1 protein-coding gene is annotated in these 415 nt (G+C 56.1%); it reads left to right on the top strand.

Features of this window, described 5'->3' with window-relative positions:
* Positions 1-228: hypothetical protein (locus X919_RS16835; RefSeq protein ID WP_172642713.1), on the top strand; the 228-nt coding region annotated here is incomplete at its 5' end.
* Positions 229-415: the final 187 nt, after the last annotated feature.

The raw sequence follows: 415 nt of genomic DNA on the forward strand, positions 1-415 counted from the left end.
GCACAATCCATTCCCAAACGAAACCAACCATCCACACGCAATCTGCCCAAACAACATCAACCGCCCCTACCCATCTCCATCAAACCATGCGGTGTGCCCCTACCGCGCAGCGGTTATACTTTCGATAGCGCAGGGTTGGCAAGTGCAACGCAGCCTACCCTGGGTAACGGATGCAAGCGAGGGGGCTACCCCTTGGGGGTTGTACTTTCTTTCGCCCACGCGGGGTAACGATGTTTCGCACATGCAATCCACCCAAACGAAACACGTAGGGGCGGTGCCTGCGTGCCCGCCCGAACGTCCGCGCAGCGGCGTTTCCATACGCAAATGAATACAACCTCACACAACAATCGGGGGCGGAAATGCATCGCGCACTCCCGCCCCCTCAACTCTAAATGAATGGAATTTTATGGTTTTG

This window comes from Prevotella sp. HJM029 (genome assembly GCF_000599605.1).
Taxonomy (GTDB): Bacteria; Bacteroidota; Bacteroidia; order Bacteroidales; family Bacteroidaceae; genus Prevotella.